The 25,888-nt window shown below is 56.9% G+C and carries 23 protein-coding genes and 2 pseudogenes; 18 read left to right on the plus strand and 7 right to left on the minus strand.

From position 1 onward, the window contains the following. Positions 1–42 precede the first annotated feature (42 nt). From AC3ISR_RS13715 to AC3ISR_RS13765, 11 genes are all read left to right on the plus strand, one after another. The gene (locus tag AC3ISR_RS13715) at positions 43–435 is read left to right on the plus strand and encodes an ACT domain-containing protein (RefSeq protein WP_489324816.1); all 393 of its coding nucleotides are present in this window, start codon (positions 43–45) and stop codon (positions 433–435) included. Positions 436–547: 112 nt separating this feature from the next. Then, positions 548–1,378, plus strand: coding sequence for an NAD(+) diphosphatase (nudC, locus tag AC3ISR_RS13720; RefSeq protein WP_489324817.1), 831 nt, complete (start codon positions 548–550; stop codon positions 1,376–1,378). A 338-nt stretch (positions 1,379–1,716) separates the two neighbouring features. Next, positions 1,717–2,091, plus strand: a complete 375-nt coding sequence (locus tag AC3ISR_RS13725; RefSeq protein ID WP_218171982.1) for a RidA family protein — start codon at positions 1,717–1,719, stop codon at positions 2,089–2,091. 60 nt (positions 2,092–2,151) lie between these two features. Then, entirely contained in the window at positions 2,152–3,585 is a 1,434-nt protein-coding gene (gene nhaC, locus AC3ISR_RS13730; protein ID WP_177045303.1) for a Na+/H+ antiporter NhaC, read from the plus strand. Between the two features lie 14 nt (positions 3,586–3,599). Beyond that, the gene (locus AC3ISR_RS13735; RefSeq protein ID WP_489324818.1) at positions 3,600–4,781 is read left to right on the plus strand and encodes a MalY/PatB family protein; all 1,182 of its coding nucleotides are present in this window, start codon (positions 3,600–3,602) and stop codon (positions 4,779–4,781) included. A 29-nt stretch (positions 4,782–4,810) separates the two neighbouring features. Next, a complete protein-coding gene (locus tag AC3ISR_RS13740; protein ID WP_177045299.1) occupies positions 4,811–5,515 on the plus strand; it encodes a helix-turn-helix transcriptional regulator in 705 nt (234 codons plus the stop codon). Between the two features lie 177 nt (positions 5,516–5,692). Next, positions 5,693–6,976 carry an OprD family porin gene (locus tag AC3ISR_RS13745; protein WP_489324820.1) on the plus strand — a complete coding sequence of 428 codons (1,284 nt, stop codon included), beginning with the start codon at positions 5,693–5,695 and terminating at the stop codon, positions 6,974–6,976. 134 nt (positions 6,977–7,110) lie between these two features. Continuing rightward, on the plus strand, positions 7,111–7,614 hold the full coding sequence (locus tag AC3ISR_RS13750) for a DUF1097 domain-containing protein (RefSeq protein ID WP_489324821.1): 504 nt from the start codon (positions 7,111–7,113) through the stop codon (positions 7,612–7,614). 119 nt (positions 7,615–7,733) lie between these two features. Further along, on the plus strand, positions 7,734–8,855 hold the full coding sequence (locus AC3ISR_RS13755; protein WP_177045294.1) for a Re/Si-specific NAD(P)(+) transhydrogenase subunit alpha: 1,122 nt from the start codon (positions 7,734–7,736) through the stop codon (positions 8,853–8,855). 15 nt (positions 8,856–8,870) lie between these two features. Continuing rightward, complete coding sequence (locus AC3ISR_RS13760) at positions 8,871–9,191, plus strand: NAD(P) transhydrogenase subunit alpha part 2 (RefSeq protein ID WP_003187417.1); 321 nt, start codon at positions 8,871–8,873, stop codon at positions 9,189–9,191. Then, on the plus strand, positions 9,191–10,627 hold the full coding sequence (locus AC3ISR_RS13765) for an NAD(P)(+) transhydrogenase (Re/Si-specific) subunit beta (RefSeq protein WP_177045293.1): 1,437 nt from the start codon (positions 9,191–9,193) through the stop codon (positions 10,625–10,627). Before AC3ISR_RS13760 ends, AC3ISR_RS13765 begins: the two co-directional genes overlap by 1 nt. 43 nt (positions 10,628–10,670) lie before the next feature. Here AC3ISR_RS13765 and AC3ISR_RS13770 read toward each other — a convergent pair whose 3' ends face one another. After that, the gene (locus AC3ISR_RS13770) at positions 10,671–11,498 is read right to left on the minus strand and encodes an SDR family NAD(P)-dependent oxidoreductase (RefSeq protein WP_177045291.1); all 828 of its coding nucleotides are present in this window, start codon (positions 11,496–11,498) and stop codon (positions 10,671–10,673) included. Positions 11,499–11,928: 430 nt separating this feature from the next. Between AC3ISR_RS13770 and AC3ISR_RS13775 the strand changes: the two genes are divergently transcribed. The 3 genes from AC3ISR_RS13775 (at position 11,929) to AC3ISR_RS13785 (ending at position 15,018) form a co-directional block, all read left to right on the plus strand. After that, on the plus strand, positions 11,929–13,284 hold the full coding sequence (locus AC3ISR_RS13775) for an MFS transporter (protein ID WP_177045289.1): 1,356 nt from the start codon (positions 11,929–11,931) through the stop codon (positions 13,282–13,284). Positions 13,285–13,348: 64 nt separating this feature from the next. Beyond that, on the plus strand, positions 13,349–14,137 hold the full coding sequence (locus AC3ISR_RS13780) for an aspartate/glutamate racemase family protein (protein WP_489324822.1): 789 nt from the start codon (positions 13,349–13,351) through the stop codon (positions 14,135–14,137). Then, the gene (locus AC3ISR_RS13785; protein ID WP_489324823.1) at positions 14,134–15,018 is read left to right on the plus strand and encodes a helix-turn-helix domain-containing protein; all 885 of its coding nucleotides are present in this window, start codon (positions 14,134–14,136) and stop codon (positions 15,016–15,018) included. The genes AC3ISR_RS13780 and AC3ISR_RS13785 overlap by 4 nt, the downstream gene beginning before the upstream one ends. Positions 15,019–15,145: 127 nt before the next feature. Here the strand turns inward: AC3ISR_RS13785 and AC3ISR_RS13790 are convergent, their stop codons facing one another. The 5 genes from AC3ISR_RS13790 to AC3ISR_RS13810 all read right to left on the minus strand — a co-directional run bounded on the left by AC3ISR_RS13790 (position 15,146) and on the right by AC3ISR_RS13810 (position 20,053). Further along, entirely contained in the window at positions 15,146–15,538 is a 393-nt protein-coding gene (locus tag AC3ISR_RS13790) for a Rid family hydrolase (RefSeq protein ID WP_489324824.1), read from the minus strand. Between the two features lie 8 nt (positions 15,539–15,546). Next, on the minus strand, positions 15,547–16,896 hold the full coding sequence (locus tag AC3ISR_RS13795; protein WP_489324825.1) for an MFS transporter: 1,350 nt from the start codon (positions 16,894–16,896) through the stop codon (positions 15,547–15,549). 89 nt (positions 16,897–16,985) lie between these two features. Next, positions 16,986–17,699, minus strand: a complete 714-nt coding sequence (locus AC3ISR_RS13800; RefSeq protein WP_489324826.1) for an SDR family NAD(P)-dependent oxidoreductase — start codon at positions 17,697–17,699, stop codon at positions 16,986–16,988. A gap of 13 nt (positions 17,700–17,712) precedes the next feature. Next, positions 17,713–19,002, minus strand: coding sequence for a flavin-containing monooxygenase (locus AC3ISR_RS13805; RefSeq protein WP_177045276.1), 1,290 nt, complete (start codon positions 19,000–19,002; stop codon positions 17,713–17,715). A gap of 124 nt (positions 19,003–19,126) precedes the next feature. Then, positions 19,127–20,053, minus strand: a complete 927-nt coding sequence (locus tag AC3ISR_RS13810; protein WP_489324827.1) for a LysR family transcriptional regulator — start codon at positions 20,051–20,053, stop codon at positions 19,127–19,129. A gap of 593 nt (positions 20,054–20,646) precedes the next feature. On the opposite strand from AC3ISR_RS13810, the pseudogene AC3ISR_RS13815 reads away from it, so the two are divergent. After that, positions 20,647–21,483, plus strand: a pseudogene (locus AC3ISR_RS13815) (IS3 family transposase). Between the two features lie 176 nt (positions 21,484–21,659). Here the strand turns inward: AC3ISR_RS13815 and AC3ISR_RS13820 are convergent. Further along, the gene (locus AC3ISR_RS13820; RefSeq protein ID WP_102060515.1) at positions 21,660–21,950 is read right to left on the minus strand and encodes a helix-turn-helix domain-containing protein; all 291 of its coding nucleotides are present in this window, start codon (positions 21,948–21,950) and stop codon (positions 21,660–21,662) included. 99 nt (positions 21,951–22,049) lie between these two features. Between AC3ISR_RS13820 and AC3ISR_RS13825 the strand changes: the two genes are divergently transcribed. The 3 genes and pseudogenes from AC3ISR_RS13825 to AC3ISR_RS13835 all read left to right on the plus strand — a co-directional run. After that, complete coding sequence (locus AC3ISR_RS13825; RefSeq protein WP_200846544.1) at positions 22,050–22,562, plus strand: hypothetical protein; 513 nt, start codon at positions 22,050–22,052, stop codon at positions 22,560–22,562. Positions 22,563–22,750: 188 nt separating this feature from the next. Further along, positions 22,751–22,924 (plus strand): hypothetical protein, encoded by a 174-nt coding sequence (locus AC3ISR_RS13830; RefSeq protein WP_167496719.1) that lies wholly within the window; start codon positions 22,751–22,753, stop codon positions 22,922–22,924. 866 nt (positions 22,925–23,790) lie between these two features. Next, a pseudogene (locus AC3ISR_RS13835) lies at positions 23,791–24,015 on the plus strand (transposase domain-containing protein); the annotation flags it as partial. Positions 24,016–25,888: the final 1,873 nt, after the last annotated feature.

Here is a 25,888-nt window from a genome sequence, read left to right on the forward strand (position 1 = left end):
GACACATGACACCTCTATAAACCCCTTCCATTTGGAGACTCCATGAAACTGGTCAAAAGCATTCTTCTGAAAGTACTGCCCGAGCTTTACTCGATTTCTCGACTGGACAGCAACACGCCGATCCCTGCCTGGGCGGACGGTGAGGGGTTTGTCAACATCGCGCGTTCTGCCGATGAACTGTCCATTGTTTGCCATCAGAGTCGCGTGCCCGAGGGCGTAAAAATTGATCGTGACTGGAATTGTGTGCAGTTCGTTGGCCCCTTCGCGTTTGATGAGACCGGTATTGTCCTGTCTGTCGTGCGCCCGCTAACCGAAGCCGGTTTCGGCGTGTTTGTGGTGTCCACCTTTGATGGCGACTTCCTGTTGCTCAAAGCAGACCGGTTCGCCGAAGGCCTGGCAGTGCTGCGTGACGCCGGCCATCAGATTCTGGACTGATCCCCTCTCGCGTTTTCGTCGAGTCACTCATCAGTTGAACACCGCTCCATCAGTGTTCAGCTGACATGAGTTCATCTTCGTTAGCTACCAACGGATGAATAGAGAATTCTCCATGTCGCGTCTTTGGATCCCGGTGTTACTCGACCCTCAAATGACACTTCTTCAGGTACTCGTGCATGGCCCCGAGGGTTTTCTGGTAGGGCCGAAGGGATTGTTGTTCAGTTATGAATGGGCCTGCACGCAAGGTCTGAAGGTTTGCGCTGAGCACGGGATTGGCCTTTACGACGGCCAGTCGGTGCATCTGTTGGAAGTCAGCCACTGGGATGCTGTATCGGGTTGTATATGGCAGGCACTGCGTCCACTGATGCTGGAACGCGATCTTGAGACTTTCAGGATGCTGGGGTTTGCGACTCAGATTGGCACATGGGCGCGTCAACATCGTTTCTGTGGTGCTTGCGGTTCGCCGACTCAAGTGATGGCTAATGAAAGGGTCAGGCATTGCGCCGCGTGTGAACTGCGTTACTACCCCAGAATTTCACCCTGCATGATTGTGTTGGTGACCCGTGGCGATGAGGTCTTGCTCGCTCGTTCGCCAGGCTTTCCCCCCGGGCTCTACAGCACACTGGCAGGCTTCGTCGAACCCGGAGAGTCGATGGAGGAGTGCGTCATTCGTGAAATCCGCGAAGAGGTCGGGATCGAAGTCAGCAACATCAAATACATGGCGAGTCAGTCCTGGCCCTATCCCCATTCGATGATGTTTGGTTTCCATGCCGAATATTCGACCGGTGAAATTACTCCGCAAATGGAGGAGATCGAGGACGCACGCTGGTTCAATCTCAATGGTCTGCCACAGCTTTCGTCGCAGCGCTCTATTTCGCGATACCTCATCGAACTCTACCTGGCACGCAGGAACTCGAAGCCAGATCCTGAGTTGCCGAGGTGATTATGGGAAAAGTACGCACATCTTGTTCGTATTCAGCACGAGGCCACTGAGCTGAAGCTGTATGGATATGGAAAACGAAATGAGCATCGTGATTGAGGCTTGCAGTGCTGCGTGACGCCGGCGATCAAATTCTGGGCTGGTTCATCCTGCAGCTTTTCTCGATCAGCCAAACACGCTCACAGAGGTGTTCGGTCGGCACGCATTGATCTCACATCGCAACACTACGTACGGTTTTATTTTTCAGGGTAAAAAAAAGTATTGCCGATAAACAAATGTTCAGTCTAAGATCCGCTCAAGCCAAATTTCCCTTGGCGTGAGTGTTTTCAGGAGTCTGGATTTTGCAAACCATCAACACCCCTCTGGCCCCAGCAGCAATTGGCCCTTATTCACAAGCGAAGGCTCATGGCGACATGCTGTTCGTTTCCGGGCAGATTCCGTTGGACCCTGTGACCAACGAGGTCGTCGGCACTGATATTCAAGTTCAGTCGCTGCAAGTGATGAAGAACCTCGAGGCGATCCTCACCGAAGCCGGCACTCACTACGGCAATGTCATCAAGACCACGTGCTTCCTCAGCGATATGGCCGACTTCGCCGTCTTCAATGCGCTCTACGAACAGTACTTTGTTTCCAAACCCGCCCGGTCCTGCATCGCCGCAAAGGCGTTGCCGAAAGGAGTGCTCGTTGAGATCGAGGCGATTGCCGTGCTTGATTAAGAGCCGCCGCAATCAGTAGCCGCTTTAACCATAACTACAATATAAAAAACAGGTGAAAGTATGCGTAACAGTTCTGATGCGCCGGTCACACGGCAGCCGATGACATTAACAAAAGCCGCGGTTGGCTTTTTCTTGCCACTGGCTTGCGTCATCACACTGGTGATGAACGATGTCCCAATCGTCATGGCATTGATGGCAGCCCTGTGTGTCAGCAGTTTGTTCAGTTTGTACCTTGGCTATAAATGGGTTGATATACAGGCTTCAGCCTTACAAGGGATAAACCGGGTTTTCCCCGCGACCTTCATGATGATTCTTGTCGGGATCATGATCGCGGTATGGATCGAGGCGGGCAGTGTTCCAACCCTGTTGTACTACGGCATAAAGCTGATTAACCCGGCTTATTTTCTGCCGCTGACTTTCCTTGTCTGCCTGCTGACGTGCCTGACTACCGGTACCTCCTGGGGCACGGCTGGCACTGTCGGGTTGGCATTGATGGGCGTGTCCGAAGGCTTGGGCATTCCACTGGCAATTACCGCCGGTGCGATTATTTCCGGGGCCTTGGTGGGGGAAAAACTTTCGCCTATCTCGTCAACGACCATCCTGACGGCAGCGAGTACCGGCACCAATCTCATTGATCATATTCTGTCGATGATGAACACCACGATACCGGCCACGGTGATCAGCCTTGTGTTGTTTACCTACCTGGGCCATGTGCACGCCGCGACTTCATCCGATATTCATACGGTCCTGATGCTGACCGATGGGTTGAAGGAACATTTCACAATTAACCCGCTGTTGCTCGCGCCGCCGCTGTTTGTGCTGGTGTTCAGTGCCCTGCGCAAGCCCGCGATTCCAGTGTTTGTGGGTGGCATCGTGCTGGGCATCGTGTGTGCATTGGTGTTCCAGGGCTCGGGCTTTTCCCATGTGCTTTCCAGTGGCATGAATGGCTTTGTCAGCAAGACCGGCCTCGAGGCCGTGGATAAACTGCTGACCCGGGGCGGCGCGCTGAGCATGGCGTTCACGGTTTACCTGTGCCTGTGCGCCGGTATTATCAGCGGGATTCTGGACCGTCAGGGCATCCTGTCCGTGTTGATGAACGGCCTGTTGCGTTACGCCACCAGCATCGGTGGGCTGATTTTATCGACCACCGTTGCCTGTCTGGCCTTGATGTTGGGCGGGGCGGGGCAGTACTGCACGCTCACCTTGCCGGGCGTGGCCTTCCGTGAGGCGTTCGAGGACCGCGATGTTCATTCCAGTGTGCTGTCCAGAACCATGGAAGACAGCGGCACCATGGTCGGCGCCGTGATTCCCTGGGACGTCTCCGCCGTGTTCTATGCTTCGGTGCTGGGCGTCAGTATGTTCGACTATGGCCCCTACACCTTCATTGCCTATATGACGCCTGTGATTTCCGTTATCTGTGGCTATCTGGGGATTGGCGTGTTTCGTCGCGAGCAAAAAATCCGTCCTTTGGTATTGCGCGCCGCAGCGGTTTGAAAAGAGACGTGAGAATGAACAAGCATTACGATTTTGAGACGCCGATTAACCCAACAGGCCTGAGCCGCTCGAAGTGGGAGTTCGAGTTCGAGCGCAAAGGGCGGGATACGCTGTTGTCCTTTGGCACCGCGGACATGGACTTTGCCTCAGCCCCCGAGGTGGTGTCAGCGTTAGTGGCGACGGCTCAGCAAGGCCACTTCGGCTACCCGTACAAGCAGCAGCCTTACCATGAGGCAGTGGTGGGCTATTTGCAGCGCAACTTCCAGTGGACTATCAAGCCCGAGTGGGTGCAGTTTTCGACGGGGGTTTATGCGTCGATGCAGCCGGTGATCGAGGCGTTGAGCGAACCCGGCGACGAGGTGATATTCCAGCCGCCGGTGCATCACATCTTTGCCGAACTGATCAGTGCGAACCAGCGCGTGGCAGTCGCCAATCCTTTGTTGTTTGACGGGGAAACCTACCGGTTCAATTTCGATCAGCTTGAGCAAGTGATCACGGCCAAGACCAGGATCCTGCTGCTGTGCAATCCCCATAACCCGGTTGGGCGTGTCTGGACGCCTGAAGAGCTCGGCCGCTTACACGACATCTGCAGTCGTCACGCAATCCGTGTTGTCTCGGATGAGGTCTACAACGGCCTCCTGTATGAGGGGGTGCGCTTTACCCCGATGGCATCGCTATCCGCCAGTGCGTCGCTGAATACGGTTACGCTGCTGTCGGCGAGCAAGACGTTCAACCTGACGGGGCTCAAACATTCGCTGATGGTTACCGAGAACGAGGCCATCAGGCAGGCCATCGCCAAGGAGCAGCAGCGCAGCAATATGTATTACGGCGGTTCGCTGTTTGGCCAAGTCGCCACTGAAACTGCGTTCAGGGAATGCGACCTGTGGCGGGCTGAGCTTATGGCGCATGTGAGCGCCAATTTCGAGTCGCTCTATGAGTTCTTCGGCATTCACTTTCCCGATGTGTACGTTTGCCGGCCGGAATCCACCTATTTCGCCTGGATTGATTGTTCCGGATGGGCGTTGCCCCGTCCTCAGTTGCAGGATTTTTTCGAGGAACACGCCAATATCATTGTGACCTTCGGCCACTTGTTGGGCCAGGGCGGTGAGGGCCACATCCGCATGAACCTGGCTTGCCCGCAGGCTACCTTGAGGGAGGGCTTGAACCGTATACTGGCGGCGTTTGAAGCCTATTAAATTCTCTGTGCGGGGTCCGCTTCCACGTTATGTCGACCAATAAAAAAACAAAACCAGGTGCGGGTCCCGTTAAGTTGACTGCCACTGACCGAGTGATTCTGGAGTCTCACGCAAAAGTGCTGGACGGGCTCGCGGAGTACTTGGGGGGGGGCTATGAATTTGTGCTGCACAGTTTGGAAAATCTCGACGCTTCCGTCATCAAGATCATAAACGGTCACCACACAGGCCGAACGGCGGGGGCGCCGATTACCGACTTGGCGCTGGGAATGCTGGGGAAAATCAATGATGAAGAGGGCGTCGAAGGCATCAGCTATTTTGGTAAAACCCGAAAAGGCGAGCCGTTGAAGTCGACCACTATCATTATTCGCGGCAGCCAAAATCTGCCGATTGGATTGCTGTGCATCAACTTTCATTTGAATACACCGTTGCAGGACATACTTGCCAACTTCGTGCAGATGGGTACCGCGAACGGCAATGGTGTTTCCGAAAACTTTGCAGTGGATGTCCAGGATACGATCATGACGGCGCTGGAGGCCGCCAAGAAGAAAGTCGCTGAGATGACGTTGGCATCACCGAACGCCTACAACAAAACGCTTATCGCTATTCTTGAAGAGCAAGGCGTTTTCAAGTTGAAAGGGGCCGTGGTGGCAGTGGCTGAAGTTTTGGGTGTCTCCAAGAATACCGTGTATATGCATATTCGTGCACTGCAGGAAGATGGCGCGCAGAGCGTCTAAGTTTAACTCACTGAACGTCATAAGTTGGCTTATCCCGTGAAGGGATGAGCCAGTCGGTACACCTGTTTCCGTTATTCAGGTTTGCGGCAACTCTCCGCTTGTTGGAGAAGTGCCGTGGAGTGGTGGTGTGTGGGCGTATGAATTGAATGTGGTCAACTTAATAATAAGGAAAATAAAATGTTGAAAAAGCATGTTTGTCTGATGGCAGTGGGTGCGGTAGTTGCGTCCCACGCGATGGCGGGTGATCAAAAGTTGGCTAAAGGCTTTGTCGAAGACAGCAGCCTCAACCTGTTACTGCGTAACGCTTACATCAACCGCGACTACAAAAATGGCGAGTCGGATAAGGCGGAATGGGGCCAGGCTGCCATCGGTACCTTCTCGTCCGGTTTCACCCAAGGGGTCGTTGGAGTGGGCGTGGATGCGTTTGGCCTGTATGCGCTTCGATTGGATGGCGGTAAAGGTCGCAGTGGCGGGGGTGGCATCGACTTCTTCAAGCAGGGCGATAGCGGTTCGGCGGCGGACAGCCTGTCCAAGGGCGGTGCGGCGATCAAATTCCGTCTCTCCAGCACGGTGCTCACCGTTGGCGACCAGATGCCGAGTCTCCCGGTGCTGAATTACAACAATTCAAGGCTGCTCCCGGAAAGCTATACCGGCACCTTGATCACTTCGAGGGAGATCCAGGGGCTGGAGTTGAATGCCGGGCGCTTTACCGCCGAATCGCGCAAGAGTGCACAAGGTCGTGACAGCGGTGATTTGAAGGCGATCAATGTAGTGGGCGGCAGTTACCAATTTACCGAGCGATTCAAGGCAGCGCTGTATGCATCCGATGTGGAAGACGTGTTGACGAAACAATACGTCAACCTCAATTACGCGCTGGCGCTGAACCCTGGTCAGTCTCTGACCTTCGACTTCAATGGCTACCGCACCAAACTGGACGACGCCTATGCAAGCCAAAGCGGTGCCGAGGGTGACGACAACAAGATCTGGAGCCTGGCCGCCACGTTCGCAACCGGCCCACACGCGTTCACCGTCGCGCATCAACGCAGCACGGGTGACAGCAACCTCGGTTATCCCTATGGCCGCTATCAGAGCGGTGGCGGCGTTGGGGATGGGGGTAACACGGTCGCGCTGGCCAATTCCTTCTGGTCGGATTTCAATGCCAAGGACGAGCGCAGCTGGCAGTTGGGTTATGGGTTTGATTTTTCTGCGCTGGGTGTTCCAGGTCTTACCTACAATGTCGCGTATGTGCGAGGTGACAATATTTCGACGGCCACGACTTCGGAAGGTAGCGAGCGCGAAATTTTTAACCAGTTCAAATATGTGGTGCAAAGTGGGCCGGCAAAAAACCTGAGTGTAAAACTGCGAAGTTCGATCTTGCGCGTTTCCAACAAGTCCTCCGATTACAACAGCAGTGGCAACGAGCTGCGTGTGTTTGTGGATTATCCGATTCAGATTTTCTGATGAGGCCTTAGTGCGTTCATCGGTCTGATCGCGATCAGCTTGCTGACGGCCATGTGCCTGGCGCATCCATGCACATGACCGTCGTGCTTTTTCAGCCTAATGGGCTTTTTTTACGTTAGCGAGAAGTTAGGGTTATGCGCCTCTGTATATCGATCAATCCCATCAAGGCGATCGTGGGTGAGTCGGTGTTGGCCTGTCTCATCGCTACGCTCTGTGCACTGCTGATTCATGTACCGGTGTGGGCGATGTTTATCGGCTGGATCACGTTTTTTACCCGTGGGCCTTCTGCGCGCGAGGGGGTGGTTAATTGGGGCTGCGTCCTGGGAGGGCTGAGCATAGGTGTCACGGCCGGTTTGGCGAGTGAACTCATGGCGTCCAGCCTGGGCGCGTTGACGGTTATCCCGGTTGCGCTGGGGGTCACCTTGTTGGTGTTAGCGCTGAAGTGGGTGCCCGTGTTCAATAACGTGCTGGGCTACTTCCTGGGGACTGTCTGCTATTTCGCATCACACCTGCCGCCCTCGCTCTCGACGTTGCTGGATCTGGCCGTGGCATTGTCACTGGGTGTTATTGGCGGCTTCCTGGCCAGCGTGATGAACCGTTATTGGAGTGAAACCGGTATGCGCAGTGCGCGCGGGTGAAACCCGCTGCACTGACCATAGCCATCGCCTATGGTTGGCACCGTATAAGCAGTCTTCATCCGGCCGATAGCGCCGTGGATAATCCCCTGCTGATAGTCATGGGGCAGGAGAATAAGAAAGTGCACATCGCAATACCGCTCGAAACAAGTACCGGTGAAACGCGGGTGGCTGCCACCCCGGAAACCATCAAGAAGCTGATCGGCCAGGGCCACAAGGTCACTGTTCAAAGCGGCGCTGGCATCAAGGCCAGCGTTGTCGACAGTGCCTATGAAGCGGCAGGCGCAACCATTGGCAGCGCCAGCGATGCATTTGGCGCCGAGCTGATTCTCAAGGTGGTGGCGCCCAGCGACAGCGAGTTGTCGCTGATCAATAGCGGCACCGTGTTGGTGGGCATGCTCAATCCGTTCAGCAACGAAACCATTGCCAAGCTGGCCGGGCAGGGCATCACCGCCTTTGCACTCGAAGCCGCGCCGCGCACCTCGCGGGCCCAGAGCCTCGACGTGCTGTCGTCCCAGGCCAACATTGCCGGTTACAAAGCCGTGCTGCTCGCCGCCCATCACTACCCACGTTTCATGCCGATGCTGATGACCGCTGCCGGTACCGTTAAGGCTGCGCGTGTGTTGATTCTCGGCGCCGGCGTTGCTGGCCTGCAGGCCATCGCAACGGCGAAACGTCTGGGTGCCGTGATCGAAGCGTCTGACGTGCGCCCGGCAGTAAAAGAGCAGATCGAATCCCTCGGCGCCAAGTTCGTCGACGTGCCCTACGAGACCGACGAAGAACGCGAATGCGCCGTAGGTGTTGGCGGCTACGCGCGCCCCATGCCTACCAGCTGGATGCAGCGCCAGGCCCTGGCCGTGCACGAACGCGCCAAGCAGGCCGACATCGTGATCACCACCGCGCTGATCCCGGGCCGCAAGGCACCGACCCTGCTCAGCGCCGAAACCGTCGCGCAGATGAAGCCCGGCTCGGTGGTCATCGACCTCGCTGCAGCCCAAGGTGGCAACTGCCCGCTGACCGTGGCCGATGAAACCATCGTGGAAAACGGCGTGATCATCTGCGGCCCGACCAACCTCGCCGGCGCCGTCGCCGCCGACGCGTCGGCCTTGTACGCACGCAACCTGCTGGACTTCCTGAAGCTGGTCTTCAACAAGGAAGGGCAGTTTGAACTCAACCTCGAAGACGACATCGTCGCCGCGTGCCTGATGTGCCGCGACGGCCAAGTCATCCGCAAAAACGCCTAAGCAGGGATTCAGACGATGGAAGAGCTTATCTCCCCCGGTATCTACAACCTGATCATCTTTGTGCTGGCGATCTATGTCGGTTACCACGTGGTCTGGAACGTTACACCCGCGCTGCACACCCCATTGATGGCGGTGACCAACGCGATTTCGGCGATTGTGATCGTCGGCGCCATGCTCGCTGCGGCACTCACCGTGACGCCACTGGGCAAGACCATGGGCACGCTGGCCGTGGCCCTGGCGGCGGTCAACGTGTTTGGCGGTTTCCTGGTGACGCGCAGGATGCTGGAGATGTTCAAGAAGAAAGCCCCGAAAGTAAAAGAAGAGGCGCCGAAGTAATGAGCATGAATCTGGTCACGACGCTCTACCTGATCGCGTCGATCTGCTTTATCCAGGCCCTCAAAGGCCTTTCGCACCCCACCACGTCGCGACGCGGCAACCTGTTCGGCATGCTCGGCATGGCGCTGGCGGTGCTTACCACCGTGGGCCTCATCTATAAGCTTGGTGCTGAGCTGGCGACTGCCGGCATCGGCTACGTGATCGTCGGCCTGCTGGTCGGCGGCACCGCCGGTTCGATCATGGCCAAGCGCGTGGAAATGACCAAGATGCCCGAGCTGGTAGCGTTCATGCACAGCATGATCGGCCTGGCTGCGGTGTTTATCGCCATCGCTGCAGTGGTCGAGCCGCAGTCCCTCGGTATCGTCAAACACCTGGGCGACGCGATCCCTGCGGGCAACCGCCTGGAACTGTTCCTTGGTGCCGCCATCGGTGCCATCACCTTCTCCGGTTCGGTGATCGCGTTCGGCAAGCTGTCGGGCAAGTACAAGTTCCGCCTGTTCCAGGGCGCACCGGTACAGTTCGGTGGGCAGCACAAGCTGAACCTGGTGCTTGGGCTGCTGACGCTGGGCCTGGGTCTGGCGTTCATGCTCACCGGCAACCTCACGGCCTTCGCCGTGATGCTGGCCCTGGCCTTCGTGCTGGGCGTGCTGATCATCATCCCGATTGGCGGCGCCGACATGCCGGTAGTCGTCTCGATGCTCAACAGCTATTCCGGCTGGGCAGCGGCGGGTATCGGCTTCTCGCTGAACAACTCGATGCTGATCATCGCCGGTTCGCTCGTAGGCTCCAGCGGCGCGATCCTGTCGTACATCATGTGCAAGGCGATGAACCGCTCCTTCTTTAATGTACTGCTCGGCGGTTTCGGTAATGCGCCGGATGCCGGTGCTGCTGCAGGCTCTAAAGAAGCGCGCCCGGTCAAATCCGGTTCGGCTGATGATGCAACCTTCCTGCTGACCAACGCCGACACCGTGATTATCGTCCCGGGCTACGGCTTGGCGGTGGCACGCGCACAACACGCACTGAAAGAGCTGACAGAGAAGCTGACCCATCGCGGCGTGACCGTGAAGTACGCGATCCACCCGGTGGCGGGCCGTATGCCTGGCCATATGAACGTCCTACTGGCCGAGGCGGAAGTGCCTTACGACCAGGTGTTCGAGATGGAAGACATCAACTCGGAGTTCGGCCAGGCCGACGTAGTCCTGGTGCTCGGCGCGAACGACGTGGTCAACCCGGCCGCCAAGAACGATCCAAATTCGCCGATTGCCGGCATGCCGATCCTCGAAGCGTTCAAGGCCAAGACCATCATCGTCAACAAGCGCTCGATGGCCAGTGGTTATGCCGGGCTGGATAACGAGCTGTTCTACCTGGACAAGACCATGATGGTCTTTGGTGACGCCAAGAAGGTCATCGAAGACATGGTCAAAGCCGTCGAATAAAAAAACCGGCCTGCAACGGGCCGGTTTCCTACGTGAGCCAGAGTTATTTAGCGGTCGCCGCAAACCCTGGCCGTGGGATCTTGCCCATCAACATGCAGGACAGCCCGCCATTCACATCGACCTCGGTGCCGCTGATGTAGGACGAGCGCTCACTGAGCAAAAACAGCACGGCGTTGGCGATGTCTTCGGGCGTGCCGATGCGTTGCGTCGCCGTAAAGGCTTCGCGTGCTTCGGTGATGCCTGGGTGGTCGTAATACGCAGCCGTAAGCGCTGTACGAATCATCCCCGGCGCAACGCAATTACTGCGAATGCCGTACGGCCCCCATTCAACTGCGAGCTGCTTGGAGAGCGCCTCCACGGCGGCCTTGCTCGGCGAGTACGCACCGCTGTAGGGCTGGGGAATTTGCGCTGAGATCGAGCTGATATGCACGATGCTGCCGGCACCGGCCTCACGCATCTGGCGCCCGAACTCCCTGGCGCAGAGCAGGTAGCCATTGAGGTTGACCGACAGCAGGGTATTCCAGTCGGCCAGTTCGATATCGGCCAGGTTGGCCGCACGCAGGATGCCCGCAGCGTTGACCAGCGCATCACACCCACCAAACTCTTGGGCGACACGTTCGGCTGCAGCCTTGACCTGGAATTCATCGGCGATATCGCAGGCGATGCTCAACGTACGGCCAGAGTAAGCGTTCAACGTGTGTTGCAACGCTTCACAGCCCTGCAGGTTGCGATCGAGCAGCACCACATGGGCGCCGCTTTCTGCCAGTGCACTGGCGATCGAGGCGCCGATACCACTGGCGGCACCGTTGACGACACAGACCTTGCCGGCAATGCCAAGCCAATCGGTGTGGGTGGAGGAGGGCGTTGTCATTGTTGAATCTCCTGAGGTTGATCGCGAAAAAACCCGAAAAGGACGCCTGTAGTCTTCATGAGTCAGCCGGCGAAGATAAGGGCAGAAACCTGCGCAAAATTGCACTTTTCCTAACTGCGGCTGGATAACTGCAGCCCACACTTCGCGGCAGAACGCCCACGGAATAGACGCTGTTGCGCGGTCGTTACAGCGCCGCTTGACTGCATCGTCAGGTATAGGGCTTGCCTATACAGTCCACTGGATTCGCCCCGTTCATTCCCCCGCAAAAAGGGCGCAACAATGCGCCACGGGCTCCTGATCACTCTGTACCCATGGGCCGGCCACATTGCAGAAGATCGCAGCCAAGACTCGATCCTGCCGTGCCGCTCCTTGAGTGATTGACCCGTCCACCACTCTGCCACGAACTACAATAATTTCAGAGGCGTGCACCATGAACGGTACATCGACAGCAGCCCCCGGCCTGATCGAAGGGCAGGCGGGTAGTGACCCCCATGCGCAACAGAGCAAGTCCAACAGCAAGCCCTTGAATAAAGCCGTGCTCGGCGTGACGCTGGGCAATATGGTGGAGTGGTTCGACTTCGCGCTGTATTCGTCGATGGCGGTATTGATCGGCGACATCTTCTTTCACAGCGAAAGCCGCACCACGCAATTGATTGCGATCTATGCCACCTTCGCCGCCGGCTTCCTGATGCGGCCATTGGGCAGCCTGGTGTTCGGCCCCATCGGCGATCGTTATGGGCGCCGCGCGGCGCTCACCCTCAGCATCGCGCTCATGGCGGTGGCGACCTTCTGCATTGCCCTCATCCCCTCCTATGAAAGTATTGGCATCGCGGCGCCCATATTGTTGGTGGCGATGCGCATGTTGCAGGGGCTGTCGACCGGCGGCGAGTACGGCGGCTCGGTGATTTTTATTGCCGAACATGCTCCGGACAAGAGCCGCAGTTTCCTCACCAGTTGGCTGGAGGTCGGCATCCTGTCCGGCTTCCTGCTTGGCGGTGTGGTGGTCAGTGCGTTGATGCTCGCCCTGGGCGAAGAAACCATGCGGGCCTGGGGCTGGCGTGTGCCGTTTGTGATCGGCGGCTTGCTCGGCATGATCGCCCTGTACCTGCGCCTGAACCTGGAAGAAACACCCATCTTCAAGGAGCTGCAAGAGAACGAACGCAAGCAGGTGGCCAACAAGCGCAGCCTGATGTCGATGCTGGTGGAAGAATGGCCCAACCTGGTCAAGAGCATGGGCCTGGTGGCGATCTATAACGTTTGCTACTACGTGGTGCTGGGCTATATCCCGGGCTACCTGACCAACGAGCTGGGCTACTCCGCCAGCTTCGGCAGCGTGCTGGGCATGGTCGGGACACTGAGCATGTTGCTGCTGGTGCCGTTCTCCGGGTTGCTGGCGGATCGGGTAGGGCGCAAGCGCCTGATCGCTCTGGGTTGCATCCTGCTGATCGTGTTCTCGATTCCGGCGTTCACCATGCTGCAGACCCACAACGTGGTGCTGGTGTATGTCGCGGTGCTGGGCCTGCTGGTGGCCCAGCTGCTGTTTGAAGGGGCGATGGGCGCCACCCTGGTGTCGCTGTTCAAGGCGCCGGTGCGCTTCAGTGCCCTGGCCTTGAGCTACAACCTGTCGGTGTCGTTGTTCGGTGGTACCGCGCCGTTGGTCAACACTTGGCTGATCGGCCAGACCGGCAACACCATGATCCCGGCGTACTACCTGATCGGCGCCGCCGTGGTGGGCTTGGTCGCTATCCTGATGACCGAAGACCGCACCGGTAAACCGATGCCCTGAAGCTGTTTCCTCGTTGCCGGCGACTCGGGTCGCCGGCTTTTTTTCGCCCACAGGATGACGCGCGATGAAACTCTGCTGGATTCACCCCACGGGCCGTAACGCGGCCCTTGAACCGTTGTGGAACACCATCCATGAAACCGTTGGCAGCGCTGTGGCCCAGGGTGTGCAACTAGACTTCCGTTTTCTCGACAACAGTGGCGGCTTTACCCGCTCGCTTTACGCCGAGCACCTGAATTCGGTGTTGATGGTGGAAGCGGCGATCCAGGCCCAGGCTGACGGTTACGACGGTGTATTCCTCGGTTGCTGGAATGACCCGCTATGGGAAGCGCGTGAAATGCTCGATATCCCGGTGGCCTCGGTGGGCGAACAGTCGATGCTGGCAACGCTCGCCATGGGCCAGCGTTTTGCGGTGATCACCGTCTCGGATAAAACCGCAGCAGCCATCGAGCGCGACATTGTTGGCTACGGCCTGACCGATCGCTGCATTCGCCAGCCAGTGCGTACGATCAAGCCGTACTCCACGGCTGACCTGCTGCTGGAAGCGACCCATTCGCCCGACGCAACGTTTATTCCCCGGCTGGAAGCGGTGGCGCAGCAGTGCATCGCCGAGGGCGCCGATGTGATCCTGGTGGGATGCGCCTATTACGGCCCCTTGCTGCGTCGCATCGGCTATTGCCAGGTCACGGGGACCAACGTGCCGGTTGTGGATTCTTCGACCGTGGCCCTCAAGTACTTGGAAGCCATGGTGGGCATTGCTCACTGCACCGGCGTGGTGAAGAGCGCGGCAAACCTGTTCGCCGGTATCGATGCTGCGTCCATCGCCCAGGCGCGCAAGGCGTTGGGTTTGGTATGAGGGCGCTGCCCGATGCCTTGCAGCGCACGGTGCCGACCTTCAAGCTGTACGGCGAGATATTGCCGTGGGCCACGCCGGAGCCGTTGCATAGCGAGTTGATCAGCGAGCGCAGCGGGCGCCTGGATTGGCATATCCCCAACCATCGCCACGCCGACCTGGTGCACTTTGTGTACTTGCGCAGCGGCGCACTGGTGCTGCAATTAGAAGCGGGCCGGCATGCGTTGAACGGGCCGGCACTGATCGTGGTGCCGGTGATGGCCATCCATGGTTTTGACCTGGAACCGGGGGCGGATGGCTACTCGGTGGCGGTGCACAAAACCTTCCTTGATGAACTCACGCCGCCTGGCGAACCCTTCGAGCGCGGCCGCCATCACCCTCTCGCGGGGCAACCCCAGGCGGCCTTACTCGACAGCTTGTTCAGCCTGTTGCACGCCGAATACAGCGAGCCGGGTGTAGGGCGGGATGCTGCGCTGCAGGGCTTGACGCAAGTGTTGGCGGTGCAGATTGCGCGCCTGGCCGGCGTCGGTGATACGCCGCAGCGAGCGTGCGAGAGCAAGGGCCATCACCACTTGCAGCGTTTTCAGAAGCGCGTCGAGCAGTGCTTCAAACAACACTTGGGCATCGAAGCCCTGGCCAATGAGTTGGGCATTACCGGCACTTACCTGAACCAGGTCTGCCAGCGCCTGACTGGCAGCAATGCATTGCACATCTTGCATGAGCGCTTGATGCTCGAAGCCCGACGTCTGCTGATCTACACCACCCTGACCATCAGCCAGGTGGCCGATGAGCTGGGCTTTGACGACCCAGCGTATTTCACGCGGTTTTTCAAACGCCACGCAGGCATTTCGCCCAAGCTGTTTCGCCAGAAACGCCACGCATAAAAAATGTGGGAGAGGGCTTGCCCCCGATAGCGGTGTATCAGTCAGCCTATTTGCCACTGACCCACCGCTATCGGGAGCAAGCCCCCTCCCACAAGTGTTTCTTACACTCTATGAGCGTGAGCTCGGTTCAGTCAGCGACGATCGCGTAGGTTTCAATCTCGACTTTCTGCCAAGGGCGCAGCATCGAGTCCACCTGGATCAGGCTGCTGGCCGGGCGGATGCTGTCGAACACTTCGCTGTGGGCCTTGGCCACCGGCGTTGCGTCGTTGATGTCGCGCAGGTAAACCACGGTGCGCACTACGTCCTCGGCGCTCATGCCGGCTTCGGCCAACACCTTGTTCACGGTCACCAGGATGGCCTGGGCTTGCTCGTAGGCATTGCTGTGCTCGTAGTCCGGCGACGCGCACGTGCCGGAAATATGCAGGTGGTTGCCCACTCGCACAGCGCGGGAGTAACCGAATACGGATTCATACTGGCCGCCGGAGGAAATGTTCTGGCGAGTTGCGGTTTTGCTGGTCATGGTAGCTCTCATTTTGGGAGGGGTTTGCCGGTGGAATCTTTGACGAACAGGATCGACACCAGGCCGACCACAGCACCCGCAATCAGGTACCAGGCGGGGATCATCTGGTTGCCGGTGGTGGAAATCAGCCAGGTATTGATCAACGGTGCAGTGCCGCCGAACAGCGACACCGCGACGTTGTAGCTCAGGGCCAGGGCGCTGAAGCGCACCCGTGCGGAGAACAATGACGTCATGGTCGCCGGCATCGCGCCTTCGAAGAACAACTGCGACAGCGTGAGAATCAGCAGCGCCGCGAGCAGGAATGCAGCGTTGCCGGTGTGCAGCAGCATGAAGCAGGGAAACGCCATCACGATCAGCAACACACAGCCGCTGATAATCATCCGATTGCGCCCGAGGCGGTCGGCGAGCAGGCCGGACACGGGGATTAGTACGAGCATGAACAGCGTCGCGGTCATGCCCAGGGACATGGCAAACGACTTGCTGTAGCCCAGCACGTTTTCCAGGTAGCCGGGGATGTAGCCGAGGATGATGTAGTAGGTCACGTTGAACACGGTGACCAGGCCCATGCACTGCAGGATTTTCGGCCACTCATTGACCAACAGGCTGAATAGGCTTTGCTTGGGCGTGTTGGCTTTGTTGAGTTTTTCGCTGGCCTGGATCTCCTTGAACACCGGGGTTTCTTCCAGGCCCAGGCGCAGGTACAGCGCGATCAGGCCGAGCAGGCCGCCAATCGCAAACGGCACGCGCCAGCCCCAGGCCTGCATGACCTCGTCACCCAGGCCGAGGGTAAACAGGCTGACCACTGCACCGCCGAGCAGGAAGCCGCAGATATTGCCGAACTCCAGCCAACTGGTGAAAAAACCACGGCGTTTATCTGGCGCGTGTTCGGCGATGAAGGTGCAGGAACCGCCGTATTCGCCACCGGTAGACAGGCCTTGGAGCAGGCGCATCAAAATCAGCAGGATCGGCGCGAAGATGCCGATGCTGTCATGGCTGGGGATAAGCGCAATCGCAAACGTGGCGATGGCCATCAGGCTAATGCTCAGCGACAGCGCCGTGCGGCGCCCGTATTTATCGCCAATCGGGCCGAACACCAGGCTGCCCAGGGGGCGAATCAGGAAGCCGGCGGCGAAGGTGGCGTAGATCGCCAGCAACTGCGTGGTGGGGTTGTCGTCGTGAAAAAAGGTTTTGCCAATGATCCCCGCCAGGGAGGAGTACAGCGCAAAGTCGAACCATTCGACCATATTACCCAGTGTCACGCCGACCACGGCTTTGGTCAGGCGCTTGGGAGCAGGTTGGGCCGGCGCACGCGCGGCTGAAAAATCGGGGTGAGACGAGGAAGCGTAAACTTCGCCCATGATATTGCCCTCTGGAATAATTGTAGTGAGGCAGCAGTCAATAGGGAGTCAGGCCCACGTCTGGCGCGTGGGGCCTGCAAGGCAGCGGGTCAGCGCATAAACACACCACCGGCGATGCACAGCGATTCACCGGTTACATAACCTGGCTTGGCGCTCAGTTGCCAGACCCAGTCGGCGATTTCTTCAACTTTAGCGGCACGCTTGAGCGGGATGGAAGCGACAGCGGCTTCGATACGGCCACCGGCGCGGGTGCCTTCGGTGTCGACCCAGCCGGGGGCCAGGGCGTTGACCACGATGTTGTCGTCGGCCAACTCAATGGCCAGCGAGCGCGTCATCGCCACCACGGCCGCCTTGGAGGCGCTATACAGCAGTTGGTTTTTGGACACGGTAAAGGCATCCACCGACGCAAAAAACACGATGGCGCCGCCTCCCGCGGCTTTAAGGTGACGGCTGCCGATTCGCGCAATGTTCAGCGAACCGAGCACGTTGATGTCGAAAATCTTGCGGTACAGCGCTTCGTTGAAGCTGTCCAAGGACGAGGTGGGGAAGATCCCGGCGGCGTTGATCACGGCCCGCAACGGCGCCTTGCCGTCGAGGGCGGCGTCGATGGCATCGGTCAGGGTGTCTTCGCGAGTGATGTCGCCGACTACCGGGGAAAACAGTGCGCTGGCGGCTTGTTTGCTGGGAGTCACATCGACGGCGACCACATGCCAGCCTTCATCCTGAAAGCGTTGTGCGACGGCCTGGCCCATGCCTGAGGAAGTGCCCGTGATGATGACGCTGGCGTTCGGTGCATTGTTCATAGTGGGTATCCGATCAGGCGAGTTGAGGTTGTGGGGCAGGAGCGGGCAGGGCCAATTCGAGGACGTCCAGTTGGTTCTGGGTTTCCTGGTAGTTGGCCAGCCATTCACGTTTGACGATGTCGATGCGCGAGTCGGCGGTTTGCAGCTGGGCGAACTTGGCGGCGAGGCCTTTCATGCCTGAGGCGCGCAGCTTGAGGAAGCGCATCACCAGCTTGGTCTGCTCGCAATACACCGGCCATTGCGGGCCACGTGGCGCGCCCAGGCCGATGTAGAACAGCCCTTCAAGGTTGGTCGGCAGGGTCATCGCGGCGGTGCGCAGCGGGGCGCCGTCACGCCATTGCAGCAGGCTCTCATCGAGGAACGGCAAACGCGTGTTGAAGCCGGTGGCCCAGAGGATGGTGTCGTAGTCGGCCTGGCTGCCATCGGTGAAGGTCACGGTCTTGCCTTCAATGGTGTCGATGCCTGGCGCGACCTTGATGCGACCGTGCTGAATCCAGTACAGCAACAGGGTGTTGACCACCGGTGGCTGCGCGTCCAGGTCATAGGTTTCCGGGGCTGGCAGGCCAGGGTAATTCTTGTGGGTGCCGACGCTGGCCATGATCAGCATGTTCATGATCATGTTCTGTTGTTCCGGCGCCAGTTGGCCGAGCAACGGCAACTCGCCACGGGGCAGGCCGAACACGGTCTTGGGTTGGAACAACTGGCCACGGCGGATCGCGATGGTGGTGTCCAGGCGCGCCTGTGCGGCATCCACGGCGAGGTCGCAGCCGGAGTTGCCGAAGCCCACCACCAGCACCTTGCCTTTGATCTGCTGCACGTTGCGGTATTCACCGGAGTGAATCGAAATTCCGGTAAACCGCTTGCCGACTTCCGGCACCTTGCAGTCCCACAAATGCCCGTTGGCGACCAGCACGCCGGCGTAGCGCTTGGTGGTGCCGTCGGCCAGGGTCACGTCCCAACCGGCTTCACCGTTGTCGCCCAAAGGCTTAATGGCGCTGACCGCAGTGTTGAAGGTGATTTTTTCACGCAGGCCGAACTGGTCGGTGTAGGCGTTCATGTAGGTCTTGATCTGGTCGCGGCTCGGGTACACCGGGTAGTCGGCGGGCATGGGGAAACCGTCGAAAAACGAGCTGCTTTTGGGCGTGATCAGGTGCAAGGCATCGTAGTCGGTGTTCCAGTGGCCGCCGATCTGTGCGGACTTTTCAAAACAGTCCACCTGAAAGCCCGCGTCGGTCATGGTCTTCAAGGCGGCGAGGCCTGCGGCGCCGGCGCCGATGATGCAGTAGCGTGGTTGATTGGACATTATGACTCCCCATTACTCGAACGTTGGAAGCGCCTATTGTTGGCGTCCGTGGAATGAGTATCCGGTCAAGGACTGAGCGGATGAATGGGGCAAGTCATGTGCGTCCTATAGGGATCGCCTATAGCTAGAACGACTCCAGGTGTGCGTAGCGGTTCTGGATACGGCTCAGGTGCGTGCGCATCAAGTTGAGCAGCACGCGGGTCGGCGGCGAGATGGGCGTGTCGTGGCGGTGAATGAAGCCAAACACCTCGAAGATCGCCGGGGTGATCGGCACCCAGCCGAGGCGGTCGTTGAAGCCCAGGTGGTGCAGGATCGGTCGCGTTGCAATCACATCACCGAGCCCGCGCGCGGCCAGCTCGAAACCGGTGATCTGGTGCTCGACCTCGATGATCGGGTCGAGCACTTCGCCGCCCTTGGCCGCCAGTTGCGCCAGCAGGCGGCGAATCGGGTCGGCCGAGCGCCAGCGTGCTTCGGTGAGAATCAGCGGCGCCACGGCCAGGTCATTGATGGTTTTGGGGCCTTTGAGCCGTTCCGGGTCGGCGCTGATATACCCTACCTGGGCCGACCACACCGGCTCGCTGACCGTCAGGTTCTGCTGCTTGATCGGCAGCATCACCAGGCCGGCTTCAATCTCGCCCTGGCTGACCAGCTCGGCGATCTCCGACGAGTTGTAGCCGACAATCTTGATGCGCATGTCCGGGTGCAGCGTGCGGAATTCTTCGATCAAGTCGGTGAGAAAATAGTGATGCGCGGTGCCAAAGGTGCCGAAGCTGGCCACCCCGCCAGACAATTCCCGCACGGCCTGCACGGCCTCAAACCCTTGGCGGGCCGAGGTCACCATGCCCTGCGCAAACGGCTGCAGACGCCTGCCGGCCTCGGTCAACATCAACCGGCGGTTGGTGCGGATAAACACATGGGTGCCCAAGTGCTCCTCCAGCCGCAGGATCTGCTCGGAGAGTGAGGGTTGGGAAATGTGCAGGCTCTCGGCGGCCTTGGAAAACGTACCGTGCTCGATAGCGGCGAGAAAGTAGTTGAGCTGTTGCAGTGTCATAGGGCTGACCATCACCAATTTTGCACAACATGGCATACATCGGGCGTATCGCGAAGCGGCGTGAGGCTATTGTCCTGAATACCCGCCCTCTTCCCACAAAGACCAAGGTTTGTGAAGGTAGACAGTCGCGGGGGGAATGGTAGTGGGGTCAAGGGCTTATCCTGAAGTCAGAAGCGCTTCAATCGAGAACATTACTCAAAATGAAACAGAAGAACCCCGCGATCCTTCAGTTGGGGCGTTGAGACCCGATGAGCTATGCCGCGAGCACTGTCACGGCCATGGCTGGCCACTGAGCCCAATCCAGATAACTCAAGCCAACCTCTCAATCTCTATCGATAAAAAAGAGAGGGATACGAGGGGCGAAAAATTCAGATTTTTTGAGCGATTTTGAGAATGTACCGCTCGTCAGGTTGCAGCCATAAAAAACACACCTAGGGCAACGTTAACCTTGAAGAACGGGTGGTGAAGCGTAGGATTGCAGAATCTGATAGATCATCGCCGTGCAACAACACTAGTAGCGGCTACCTGTAGTGAATCGCCCCGGGTTTCGTAGACACCTCCATGCCTTAAACTGAGGCCAATCAGGAGGTGCCATGAGCAACCCACGTTATCCCGAAGAATTCAAAATCCAAGCGGTCAATCAAGTGACCGAAAAGAAGCTGCCTGTCGCTGATGTCGCGGCGCGTCTTGGCGTGTCGACGCATAGCCTCTATGCCTGGATAAAGCGCTACAGCAAACCTCAGGCAGAACGGCAGCAAGACGATGATCAGCACGCTGAACTGCGTCGTCTGCGAGCGGAACTCAAGCGGGTCACTGAAGAGCGAGACATCTTAAAAAAGGCCGCCGCGTACTTTGCCAAGGAGTGCGGCTGAAGTACGCCTTTATCAAGCAGCGAGCGGGCGACTATTCCATTCGACGGCTTTGCCTGACGCTGAAAGTCCATCCCAGTGGTTATTACGCTTGGTTGTCTGAGCCGCAATCTGCACGCGCTAAAGACGACCAACGATTGCGGGGTTTGATCAAGCGTTCATGGCTGGAGAGCGGCGGTGTTTATGGCTATCGCAAAATTCATGACGATCTGCGCGAGGTCGGTGAGGATTGTGGTCGCCATCGTGTGGCGAGGCTGATGCGTCTTGAAGGTCTGCGCTCTCAGACAGGGTATCGACGCCGTCCTGGCAAATACGGCGGGAAGCCAGCGGTCGCCTCGCCGAGGCAACTGTCATGACAACGCCGTGGCCGAGAGCTTTTTCCAGCTTCTAAAGCGGGAACGGATCAAGCGGAAAATCTATTCCACGCGCGAAGATGCTCGTAGTGATGTGTTCGATTACATCGAGATGCTCTACAACGCAAAACGCCGGCATGGTTTCAACAATCAGCTGTCACCGGTAGAGTTTGAAAAGCGTTACGCAATGAGCTTGCAAGGTGTCTAGAGAACCCGGGGCGATTCAAAGGTCTTCTACGACCTGAAAACGCGAGGCGTCGAGGACGTCTTGATCGCCGTAACTGACGGTCTCTATATTCGGAATCCGGCCCCTATGACCCTCAATTCCAGTTCGTGTGTTATAAAAAGCCCGTCGCATGCCGAAGTTCTGGTTCCGGCTTCTATCTAGGACTTGCGGAGCCGAGATGAAAGGGTTTCACGTCGAATACGCTCAAGCAACGAGTCTAAATCCGTATCAGGATCGAGGAGCAAAAAGCTCTCTAGAAGAAGGGTCAGTGGATGTACATCCATTCTGCCAGCAAGCTCTGACGCCTTCTCCAAAGTAACGTTCTTGAGACCTCGCTCAAGCGTGCTGAGGTATGTCCTACTGCTGACGATTCCAAAGTCTTCTTGGGTCAAACCCTGGCGAATCCGTGTATTGCGCAACGCGATGGCAAACGCTTCTCGCAGCTCCATTTTGATTAATCCACAAAAGGAACTATGAGGCCTTCTTGAGCTCTATAGGACTACAATCTATAGTGTTCATTTGATGGGGTTTTTATGGCCGGAGTACAGATGAGTGCATGTCAGTTATCCGCCACAAAAAATGAGCGAAGTCCCTCAACAATGCTCATTGTCGCAGTGGCGAATGTCTCTGAGCCGGAGCTGGGTGTAGAGATTATCAAGCGCATTTCGGGCCAAAATCTGATCGACCTTTTCAACGAACTGGATCGGCCTGATTCCGATAAGGCTATCGTTGGTGTCCTGCTGGCAGTTCCTCCAGAATTTAACGGATCTCAGCGATGGATCGCTGAAAGTGTGTTTGATTTTGGACGCGCCGAGCTAAGGGTAGCGGATGACACTTGCTTAGATACATACGCCTACCGGCTTGCTTCAAAGGCTGTATTCAGAGACAACGCAAGGGTCGACCCAGCAGATATCTTAGGCTGGAGATCACTCTATGAAACGCCCAATGCGAATGGTGACGTTGATCCAGAGCTTGTCGCCCATCAAACCTGGTTATCTATTGTGATCACTCGAATGGTCAACGCGGTAAATCTACCTGATGCGGAGGAAGCCACTGAGTAGTTACTAACTCTTCATTGGTGCCGTAGCTCAATTCCAAAGGCGACCTTTTGAAAGACAACACGGGGAGGAGGGAACGGATACTTCTGTCTTTTGAACTCACAAACTTAACGATAGTCATCTGCCGACGATAGAGCATTAAGAACGCGACGGCTACGCTCACCTCCCAACAGTATTCACGAGAGACGCCCATGAAAGGAAGACATAAAGTCACAACCTCTAAGTGGTTTTTGAAGGCTCAACTTGAGGCCGAGGCTCAGCGCATTATGGCAACGAGACCTAATGAAGCAGCTAATAGATTTCTTGATGCGGCATTGCAATTTGGAATCGAACATGAACCTATTGGGCGCCTTGCTGGTGGTTAGCATAAGCCATTATCGCCAGCTTAGGCTTGACCCAGATACTGAAACATAACTGACCCAGGGCCCTACATCATGAACCGTGCCAATGCTGAAAGGAATAATCCGGAGGCTTCTGCGGTTGGCCGATTTCTGCCGATACCAAAGAACTCCGATGGTTCACTATCTGCCCTCCACTAACGCCAGGCGTGGGTCGAATCTGGGGTGCAATGGTTAGCGCACTGAATTTTGAGCAGCTTGTGCATCGATTGTGGGGATAAGTTGAGGATAACCGGTCAGCTCATATTGGCTTGAACCCCCGTCTGCAAACCCGAAGGCACATGTCATCGACCTTGAGGAAATATCTTGTTGCTATGGGATGAGTACGCTATGGACACTACTTTGAGAATCGCCATGCTTGTAGTGGAATGCAAGCAACGAATTATATCCTCCGGGGACGGGCTGAACAGTTGCGGAATTGAGTGAGTTGACGGCTCAAACGGTTGATGAGCTAAAGACAAGAGTTTACAGCTTGATGAGTGAAGGTCGAATTTTTGCCATAAACTACGAAGGCGTCGATTACATTCCTACATACGCTTTTGACGCTAACGGCGGCTACCAGCCAGTCCCAGTATTGAAGGCTGTCATTGAGATATTGGCGACGCGCAAAGATGCTTGAGGGACGGCTTTCTGGTTCGGCTCCTCAAATTCCTCCCTCGGTTGAAGGCAGCCGAAAGAGGTGATACGAATTGACGCCGGCATAGTCCTGGATGCCGCGAGCGATGAAGTTCGTGGCACTTTGCATGGATGATAAGGCGCATCAAACCTACAACCTCAACTCGTCGACCGCGAGCGATAGCATCGACAGGGACGGGGGCAGTCATGAGATTAGTAAGCGATGGGCTCTTGGACGCAAGAACTGGCTCTTTGCAGGGTCGTTACGCAGCGGCAAACGGGCGGCAGCGATCATGAGTTTGATCCAGTCTCCGCGCCTGAATGGTCTTGATCCGTAGGCATATCTGAATGATGTTCTTACGCGGCTGCCGACTCAGCGGGCGAGTGAGTTTGATCAGTTACTGCCGCATAAATGGCAACCGGTTTCATCACGCGAGGAGTGATGCCCGGACGCTTAATTTTGATCTATATATCACAACGTTAGACACGGGTATCCACGGAGGTTGGATACCGATTCAGTGAATCAGCCAAGTTAGGAGGGGTTACCAATGACTGAATTGGAAAGTGCCGAGTCCCGAGCGACGGAAGCGGGGAAGTCATCATTGATCTCCCCACAGAGTTCCTTGCAGCAATGAACGTGGGGCCCGGTGATTTGCTTAGCATCGAGTTGGCAAACGCCGCGATCGTGCTCAAATGTATTCGACCCAATGCAGTCAGTCGAGCCTCCGGTCGATGTCGAATATGGGCTACTCGTTCATGGCAACGAAATATTCGAATATATCCTGATCACTATAATTTATAGTGCGTCCGATATATTGGTATGAATCAGTTGATGTCAGATACTGTCGTATACGTTTAATCTGCCTATCTGTACACAATTTATTGAGGTGGGCATGGCAAGGAATCTGCTACCGGCCATTCAATCGCCACGGTCGCTGGACTATTGGTCGTCGGGCTCTGCGTAGGCTTCTGCAAGAAGGGCTTGGGCGTGACCTTCGAGGAAGTCGAAAACCTCCTCTTGGATATATCCGTTGATTGCTTGCGCCAGCCCTTTGATACGACCCCATTCTGGTCTAAGCACTGCATAGTCAGCCTACTCAAGAGGCCGCCGCGCACGTCGTACTTGTCATTAACCACCTCAAGCAACGTGTCGTATCGTTGCAAATACTCGGTTTCTTCCCTCAGTACGATTACCAATGCCCGCTTGGCCATTTCCACCGTGAAGGCCACAGACTCAGTCGCATCAGGCTTCTTTACCCGATAGCCTTCAACTCCATCGCACTGATCAAATGGGCGTACCGCACTAGATTTCCCATTTTTTCCGCTGTTGTTGGATAGATTTTCTTAACCGCGCCAAGATTTTCTTAAAATGTGCGCCGAACGCTCAGAAAATATTAACGGAAATGGCCACGCAACCACTATTTTTGGGCTTTCAGCTTATCGGCGGTAAGCGTCCCGCAATCACACCTTGCCGCATTGCGCTTTCTGGACGACCTGGGCTTTGAACGGGTTGGGATAAGAGCTACGTTGGCGCATAGAAATCCTAGCGATAAGGGTGATCGCGTTCGCTTAAAAATACGCGGACACCACTGCCCCTTAATGCTGGAGCTCGGTAGGTGACTTGGCCGGAAGGTTACATGTATATAGCGAGACCCATGACTTTTCGGCGCAGATAGACCTCCAAATTTCCGCCAATCCTAAAAGGCGGAAATTGGGCCTAAGGAGGAGGGCAGTCGTCAGCCCTCAGCAAGGGAGTAAATGGCTGTTCTTACACGATTTTCGCACATGTTGAAGGTGCTGCTGACGGACCGAGGATTCTCGATGTCGCCGGCAAATGATCGTCACTAGTCCCAAAGGGGAGATCACCTATCCATGCTTCATATGTAGCCCGTAGCTCTCACCATCATGAGACGCCCCTCAACACCAGCGAAGGGTAGTACAGAGATTTTCGTGTCAGATCCATATCTTAGTTACGATGACCTGATGGGACATACAGTGTAGGAATTACAAGATCATCGAACAAGCTGTTCACAGGCAAGTAAACCCCGAACCTGTGGAGGTTCCACTGATTTGGGTATTTATTATCTGTCAAATATTTCAATTACCATTTCCTCGTGATACTGGGTGCGGAAGTAATTGTTCAATGCGGTATTAAATATGGAAGCAATGAGAAAGAACGCGTATGAGCTTTCAGTAAGGAAAGAACTGATGCGGAGTCCGGCCATGCATTCCGAAGCACACGTTCTGGACCATCACAGGCATTCTCTCATGCACCCTAAGTCTTGAAGGGGTTGGACGTTGATTATGAGAAAACCT

The sequence above is a fragment of the Pseudomonas sp. GL_117 genome, assembly GCF_057835125.1.

Coding starts and splice junctions, on each gene's coding strand:
- AC3ISR_RS13715 (WP_489324816.1), top strand. CDS start 43: ATGAAACTGGTCAAAAGCATTCTTCTGAAAGTACTGCCCGAGCTTTAC.
- nudC (WP_489324817.1), top strand. CDS start 548: ATGTCGCGTCTTTGGATCCCGGTGTTACTCGACCCTCAAATGACACTT.
- nhaC (WP_177045303.1), top strand. CDS start 2,152: ATGCGTAACAGTTCTGATGCGCCGGTCACACGGCAGCCGATGACATTA.
- AC3ISR_RS13735 (WP_489324818.1), top strand. CDS start 3,600: ATGAACAAGCATTACGATTTTGAGACGCCGATTAACCCAACAGGCCTG.
- AC3ISR_RS13740 (WP_177045299.1), top strand. CDS start 4,811: ATGTCGACCAATAAAAAAACAAAACCAGGTGCGGGTCCCGTTAAGTTG.
- AC3ISR_RS13745 (WP_489324820.1), top strand. CDS start 5,693: ATGTTGAAAAAGCATGTTTGTCTGATGGCAGTGGGTGCGGTAGTTGCG.
- AC3ISR_RS13750 (WP_489324821.1), top strand. CDS start 7,111: ATGCGCCTCTGTATATCGATCAATCCCATCAAGGCGATCGTGGGTGAG.
- AC3ISR_RS13760 (WP_003187417.1), top strand. CDS start 8,871: ATGGAAGAGCTTATCTCCCCCGGTATCTACAACCTGATCATCTTTGTG.
- AC3ISR_RS13765 (WP_177045293.1), top strand. CDS start 9,191: ATGAGCATGAATCTGGTCACGACGCTCTACCTGATCGCGTCGATCTGC.
- AC3ISR_RS13770 (WP_177045291.1), bottom strand. CDS start 11,498: ATGACAACGCCCTCCTCCACCCACACCGATTGGCTTGGCATTGCCGGC.
- AC3ISR_RS13775 (WP_177045289.1), top strand. CDS start 11,929: ATGAACGGTACATCGACAGCAGCCCCCGGCCTGATCGAAGGGCAGGCG.
- AC3ISR_RS13780 (WP_489324822.1), top strand. CDS start 13,349: ATGAAACTCTGCTGGATTCACCCCACGGGCCGTAACGCGGCCCTTGAA.
- AC3ISR_RS13785 (WP_489324823.1), top strand. CDS start 14,134: ATGAGGGCGCTGCCCGATGCCTTGCAGCGCACGGTGCCGACCTTCAAG.
- AC3ISR_RS13790 (WP_489324824.1), bottom strand. CDS start 15,538: ATGACCAGCAAAACCGCAACTCGCCAGAACATTTCCTCCGGCGGCCAG.
- AC3ISR_RS13795 (WP_489324825.1), bottom strand. CDS start 16,896: ATGGGCGAAGTTTACGCTTCCTCGTCTCACCCCGATTTTTCAGCCGCG.
- AC3ISR_RS13800 (WP_489324826.1), bottom strand. CDS start 17,699: ATGAACAATGCACCGAACGCCAGCGTCATCATCACGGGCACTTCCTCA.
- AC3ISR_RS13805 (WP_177045276.1), bottom strand. CDS start 19,002: ATGTCCAATCAACCACGCTACTGCATCATCGGCGCCGGCGCCGCAGGC.
- AC3ISR_RS13810 (WP_489324827.1), bottom strand. CDS start 20,053: ATGACACTGCAACAGCTCAACTACTTTCTCGCCGCTATCGAGCACGGT.
- AC3ISR_RS13820 (WP_102060515.1), bottom strand. CDS start 21,950: ATGGAGCTGCGAGAAGCGTTTGCCATCGCGTTGCGCAATACACGGATT.
- AC3ISR_RS13825 (WP_200846544.1), top strand. CDS start 22,050: ATGAGTGCATGTCAGTTATCCGCCACAAAAAATGAGCGAAGTCCCTCA.
- AC3ISR_RS13830 (WP_167496719.1), top strand. CDS start 22,751: ATGAAAGGAAGACATAAAGTCACAACCTCTAAGTGGTTTTTGAAGGCT.